At 63.9% G+C, this 5,708-nt stretch carries 8 protein-coding genes; 6 read left to right on the top strand and 2 right to left on the bottom strand.

Features of this window, described 5'->3' with window-relative positions:
• Positions 1-864: terminase large subunit domain-containing protein (locus BZL41_RS01070; protein ID WP_218224359.1), on the bottom strand; the 864-nt coding region annotated here is incomplete at its 3' end.
• A gap of 161 nt (positions 865-1,025) precedes the next feature.
• Between BZL41_RS01070 and BZL41_RS01075 the strand changes: the two genes are divergently transcribed.
• The 3 genes from BZL41_RS01075 to gpM are packed head-to-tail and all read left to right on the top strand — an operon-like array spanning position 1,026 to position 3,648.
• Positions 1,026-1,910 carry a GPO family capsid scaffolding protein gene (locus BZL41_RS01075; protein WP_095597585.1) on the top strand — a complete coding sequence of 295 codons (885 nt, stop codon included), beginning with the start codon at positions 1,026-1,028 and terminating at the stop codon, positions 1,908-1,910.
• Positions 1,904-2,929 carry a phage major capsid protein, P2 family gene (locus tag BZL41_RS01080; protein ID WP_371916463.1) on the top strand — a complete coding sequence of 342 codons (1,026 nt, stop codon included), beginning with the start codon at positions 1,904-1,906 and terminating at the stop codon, positions 2,927-2,929. The genes BZL41_RS01075 and BZL41_RS01080 overlap by 7 nt, the downstream gene beginning before the upstream one ends.
• Before the next feature lie 2 nt (positions 2,930-2,931).
• A complete protein-coding gene (gene gpM / locus BZL41_RS01085; protein WP_095597587.1) occupies positions 2,932-3,648 on the top strand; it encodes a phage terminase small subunit in 717 nt (238 codons plus the stop codon).
• A gap of 129 nt (positions 3,649-3,777) precedes the next feature.
• Here the strand turns inward: gpM and BZL41_RS01090 are convergent, their stop codons facing one another.
• Positions 3,778-4,086, bottom strand: a complete 309-nt coding sequence (locus tag BZL41_RS01090; RefSeq protein WP_095597588.1) for a hypothetical protein — start codon at positions 4,084-4,086, stop codon at positions 3,778-3,780.
• 35 nt (positions 4,087-4,121) lie between these two features.
• Here BZL41_RS01090 and BZL41_RS01095 point away from each other — a divergent pair, with 35 nt between their 5' ends.
• Genes BZL41_RS01095 through BZL41_RS01105 form a run of 3 tightly spaced genes read left to right on the top strand, consistent with a single transcriptional unit; the run spans position 4,122 to position 5,672 of the window.
• The gene (locus BZL41_RS01095; RefSeq protein ID WP_095597589.1) at positions 4,122-4,583 is read left to right on the top strand and encodes a head completion/stabilization protein; all 462 of its coding nucleotides are present in this window, start codon (positions 4,122-4,124) and stop codon (positions 4,581-4,583) included.
• The gene (locus tag BZL41_RS01100; RefSeq protein ID WP_095597590.1) at positions 4,580-5,035 is read left to right on the top strand and encodes a phage tail protein; all 456 of its coding nucleotides are present in this window, start codon (positions 4,580-4,582) and stop codon (positions 5,033-5,035) included. Before BZL41_RS01095 ends, BZL41_RS01100 begins: the two co-directional genes overlap by 4 nt.
• Entirely contained in the window at positions 5,016-5,672 is a 657-nt protein-coding gene (locus BZL41_RS01105) for a phage virion morphogenesis protein (protein WP_095597591.1), read from the top strand. The genes BZL41_RS01100 and BZL41_RS01105 overlap by 20 nt, the downstream gene beginning before the upstream one ends.
• The last annotated feature ends 36 nt before the right edge of the window (positions 5,673-5,708 follow it).

The raw sequence follows: 5,708 nt of genomic DNA on the forward strand, positions 1-5,708 counted from the left end.
CATGGCGCCGGCCAGGTTGTTCAGCTTTTCGAAGTCGCGGATCCAGAAATACTCGTCGATGTAGACGTGCCCATGGTGGCCCTGGGCGGTGCTGCTGTTGGTGGACAGGAAACGCAGCTCGGCCCAGGGCTTGCCGTCCTTGCTCAGGACGATGGGGTTTCCGCTCAGTTGGATGCCGAACCATTCACTGGCGAAGGTGATGATGTAGCTGCGGAAGATTTCCGCCTGGGCGCGGCTGGCCGACAGGAACATCTGGTTGTCGCCGGTCAGCACCGCATCCATGAACGCTTCGGCGGCGAAGTAATAGGTCAGGCCGATCTGGCGGGATTTCAGGATATTGCGGACCCGCCGCGTCAGCGGGTTCTGCTTGGCTGCGAACAGCTCCTGCTGGTAGGCATACATCCGAGTGGTGAACTTCTCCAGGAAGTCCAGCTCGGTCAGCCCGGTGATGTCGTTCTTCGGCTTCTTGCCCTTGGGCGAACCTCCCTTTTCGCCTCGGTCGCGGCGCTCGCGCTGGCCCGGCCTACTGCCTTCGCCCCGCTCGGCCGGTGCCTCGCCTGGTGGGTGCTGGACCGGCTTGACGCTCTGTTTCAGCAGACGCTCGCGGATGCTGGTCAGGCGGTCCAGTTCGTCCAGTTCCCCCTTGGAAAGGGTGCCCGCCTTCTCCAGCAGGAGGGTAATCCGGCGACTGATGGCGGACAGGGGCTCTTCGTCCGTCAGCATCTCGTCCCAGCCGCCCTTGGCGATCCAGTAGTAGACGATTCGGACGTTCGGCAGCTTGAGCTGGGCCTGGATCTCACGCGGCTTGCAGCGGCGCAGATAGAGGCGCTTGGCGGTTTCTTTGACTTCGGCAGAGTACGGCATGCGGCGCAGTCTATGCGCCGAAAATTCGGGAAACGCGCAGTAAAGTTCCGCCAATTTCCGAGAAAACGGAAATAGGAACAATACGAAAGCAAAGCGTTTGAGCGCTCCGGGGCCGGTCCCTATCGTGGCGGCACCTGAACCCGACCGAGCCGAAAAACGCTATGCCCCGCACCTTTGTATCGGACTGGAAACGCGTCGCCACCAGCGGCAAGACCGCCGATGGTCGCACCATCGAGGCGCAGGATTTGCGCGACATGGCGGAGAACTACGACCCGGCCGTCTACACCGCCTCCATCTGGTACGAACACATCCGCTACATGGGCAGCCTGGGCACCGTCGCCGAGCTGAAAGCCGAGGATCAGGAGGGCGGCAAGGTGGCGCTGTTCGCCCGGCTCAAGCCGAACGACCGCCTGCTGCAGCTGAACAAGGAAGCCCAGAAGCTGTTCACCAGCGTGGAGATCCAGCCCGAATTCGCCGATACCGGCCGGGCGTACCTGGTGGGAATCGCCGTGACCGACGAACCGGCCAGCCTGGGCACCCAGGAACTGCACTTTTCCCGCCGTGCCGGCGCCGGCAACTACTTCGCCAATCTCGAACCGCTGGGCGATCTGGACGCCAGCGACAGCAGTGAAGCCGCCGCCCTGTCGTTCTTCACCCGGCTGTTCAACGCCCTGGGCAAGAACACCGCCCCCGAATCCCCCGCAACCCCCAACAGCGAGAGCACCCCGATGGACCCGAAAACCGCAGAGGCCTTTGCCGCAGCGGTGGACAAGCTCGGCACCGTGGCCACCAGCCTGGAAAAGAGCGCGGCCACCTTTGCAACGCAGAAGCCCACCGAGCCGGAGAAGCCGGCCGCCGAAAACACCGACGCGGGCACAGGCGAAGACGCCAAGCCGGCCGGCATCACCGCCGAGCAGTTCAACAGCCTGAAAGGCGCCGTGGACAAGCTCGCCGAGCAATTCACCAGCGCGCTGAATCAAGGCCAGGGCCGCAACGTGCCCAACACCACCGGTGCCGTGGATGACGTCATGGAGATCGACTGCTGATGAAACTGAGCCAGCAAGCCCGCCAGCAGTACCACCGCCTGCAAGCCGCCATTGCCCGCGCCTATGGCGTGGACAGTGCCCGCGAAGAATTCAACGTCACGCCGAGCATGGCGCAGACCCTGAACGACAAGGTCACCGCCAGTTCCGCGTTCCTGGCCCGCATCAACGTGATCGGCGTCAGCGAGATCAAGGGTCAGAAGGTCATGATGGGCCTGAACGGCCCGGCCACCGGCCGCACCAACACCATCAACGCCGACCGCGTGCCACGCAACCTGCTGGACCTGGACGCCAAGGGCTACGAACTGTTCGACACCCATACCGACGTGGCCCTGCCGTTCGCCAGCATCGATGCCTGGGCGAAGTTCAAGGACTTCGCCAAGCGCTACAGCGCCGCCGTCCAACGCCAGATCGCTTTGGACCGCATCATGATCGGCTGGCATGGCACCAGCGTGGCCGCGAACACCGACCCGGTGGCTAACCCGTTGCTCCAGGACGTGAACAAGGGCTGGCTGCAGATCGCCCGCGAGCAGGCCCCGCAGCAGGTGCTCACCCAGGGCACCAAGGCCGCTGGCAAGATCCAGATCGGCGCAACCGGCGACTTCGCCAACCTGGACGCCTTTGTCTACGACCTGACGCAGATGATCGACGAGGAACACCGCGACGGCGGCGACCTGGTGGCCCTCATCGGCCGCGAACTGATCGCCAAGGACAAGGGCAAGATGTACGCCGAACACGGCAACACCCCGTCCGAGAAAGAGCGCATCGAAATGGCCCAGGTGATCGATACCTACGGCGGACTGCCTTCGTTCACCGCGCCGTTTTTCCCTGGCAAGGGCGTATTGGTCACCAGCTTCGACAACCTGTCGATCTACTTCCAGGACGATAGCTGGCGCCGTTACCTGCAGGAGAACCCGAAGCGCTCCCAGATGGAGGATTACAACAGCCGCAACGAGGGCTATGTGATCGAGCAGTTGGGTAAGTTCGCCTATGCCGAGAGCGACAGCGTGGAGTTCGTCTGACCATGAGCATCGCCCTGGAGCATAAGAAGCGCGTCCTGGAGCTCGGCAAGGCTGCCGGTGGTGCGGAGGTGTTCACCCCCGCCACCGCCCTGGCTGGCCCGGCCAACGCCCAGAAACAGCTGACCCTGATGACCACCGCCCTGGCCGAGGACCTGGCGCGCCTGTCCGACCTGAATTCGCTGGAAGCCCGTCAGCATCTCAAGCGCGAAGAGCTGCTGCCCAAGTATCTGGCCTATGTCCAGCGCTACCGGGAAAGTGGCCTGAACCACCCCAACCCGGTGCTGATGCAGGTGCTGGTCTGGCTGTTCGACACCGAGCAGTTCGAACAGGCCCTGGAGCTGGCCGACTTCGCCATGGCGCAAGGCCAGGCGATGCCGGAGCGCTTCAAGCGGGACATTCCCACGTTCGTGGCTGACAGCATGATCGATTGGGCCGAGGCCGAGCACAAGGCAGGCCGAAGTCCCGAACCGTACCTGTCGCAGTTGCTGCCCCGCGTGGATGGCCAGTGGCAGCTGTTCGAACGGATCCCGGCGCGCTTCCACAAGCTCCTGGGAATCCTCGCCCTGGAAAACGAGCGATGGGCGCAGGCCATCACGCACTTCGAGCGAGCCACCGAGCTGTACCCGGAGATCGGCGTGAAAACCCGCCTGGAGGAAGCCGCCAAGGCCCTGCGCAGACAGCAGGCCGGCAGCGGCTCCGCCCAGGATTCGACCACCTAACCGACTTCCCCCCCGCAGCGGGGGCCTGCCAAGCCATGGCCCTGCGCCAATGACCGACAGCAGCCACCCCCGCCTTATAACAAAAGCCCCGCTACTCGGAGCGGGGCACATGAGGCAGCTATGACACAGTTACTCCATCTTTTTCTTCGGCGGCGCAAGCTCCGTAGGGTCTACGGAGATACTTGTGCCTGCTGCTCTCACCTCGATCCTGAGCGCTCCCTCACTATCAGCCAAGTAGCTGTTCAACGTTCGGAGAAAATGCTCAGTGAAGGCCAACCTCTCAGCGTATTCGGCGTCGTCATAGCCAAGCACTTTCTGCATTGCTTGTTTGCTGGCATCAAGAGCTGTAGCCAGCACCTCTTCTACTTTCTTACGTTTTTCTTCAGCCATTGCCTGACTGGCGGCAATAGTCTCTTTCAATTTTTCGACGTTGCTCATACCGACCTCCGATTCCCTACAAACGGGGTAAGTGTATGAGCTTTTCCGGAAAACCCACCACGCTGGTGGAACGATCAATCCTCAATGACGGCTTCTGGCCGGACTTGAGCGTGACCGAGTTCCAGGCCGGCTATCGCCTGCCGGCGGAGTATCTGGTGGAGCTGCTGGTCGATGGCATCGCCGGTGCCATGGGTGAGGTAAACCGCGACCTTGCCAGGCGAAAGCGCGCTTGGCAGGCCTCCGGCATCGCCGAGGTGGCCAGCGCGGATTCGCAGTTGTTGCCGGAGCGAGCCTTCTACGTGGCCACCTACAAGCGCGCCGTCTATTGCCGCGCCAAGGCCTACCTGCTGGAGCAGTTCGCCACGGTGAACCGCCGCGCCGAAGCCGCCAACCTGGCCAAGGAAGCCCCGGAAACCCACGAAGCGTTCCTGGCGTTCAGCCAACAGGCCGTGCGCCTGATCCAGGGCCGTGGCCGCATTACGGCGGAGGCGCTGTGATCAAGCTGCGCAACCTGACCGCCTTCCTGATCGAACGCCGCTTGGTCCAGCCCGAACAGTTGGATAGCTGGGCCGAACAGGTTTCCCTGCCGCTGTACTGGAAGCCCAGCGAGCAGGGCCTGCACATGGGCGATATGCGCTATCGGGCCGTCATCGTCCTGGAGCGCTTCACCGATCACCCCGGGCGCCTCATGGCCCTGGTGGGTTCCTGGTTGGAGGTGAACGACCCCCATCGCGAAGACGACGAGCTGCCTGCCCCACTTTTCGAGATCGACCAACTGGACCCTGACTGCGCGGATGTGGAGCTGCAGCTGGAGTTCATCGAGCCCCAACACCTGGCCGAGGATCCCACCGGCGAAATCGAAGCCTTCGGCAAGCGCTGGGCCTTCGTGCCGTTCGACCTGTGGATTGCCCACGACGGAGCTGTGACCGATGGCCGCACCGACCGTTGATTTCGACGTGCGCGGCCTGCTGGACGCCCAGCAGACGCTGGACCTGTTGTCGCTGCCCGCCGCCAAGCGCCGCCGCCTGCTGAACACCGCCTCCAAGCGCGTGCGCACCCGCAACCGCAAACGCATCGGCGAGCAGCGCAACGTAGACGGCTCGCCGTTCGTACCGAGGAAAGACGGCGGCAAACGCAAGATGTTGCGTGGCCTCGGCAAAGGCCTGCAGGTGGTCACGCTGACGGCTGATGAAGCCGTGCTGGGCTGGCGCAACCGGCTGGTGGCGCGCATCGCGGCGGACCACCAGCAGGGCCGCCCAGAAACCATGAGCGCCGCCCGCATGCGGCGCCTCGGCAAGACGCCCGACTACAACGCCCCCTCCAGCCGCTTCCAGGCCCGCGCCCTGCTGAAAGCCGGCTACCGGATCCGCAGCGGCAAGCGCTGGAAACGGCCGTCGCTGGGCTGGATCCAGGAAAACCTCTCCTGCGGCCGGGCGGGTTTGATCCTCGCCAAGCTGGCGGGCGACACCAAGAAACAGCGCTGGCAGATCGACCTGCCGGCCCGCGCCGTGCTCGGCGCAGATCCGCAGGACGTGGGCGACATCGTGCGCACCGTGCTGCAACAGACCCTCAACGCACCCCGATAGCGAGGCCTCGGCATGGCTCAAGGCAAAGTCAGCGTC

This window comes from Pseudomonas sp. PIC25 (assembly GCF_002286785.1).
Taxonomy (GTDB): Bacteria; Pseudomonadota; Gammaproteobacteria; order Pseudomonadales; family Pseudomonadaceae; genus Pseudomonas_M.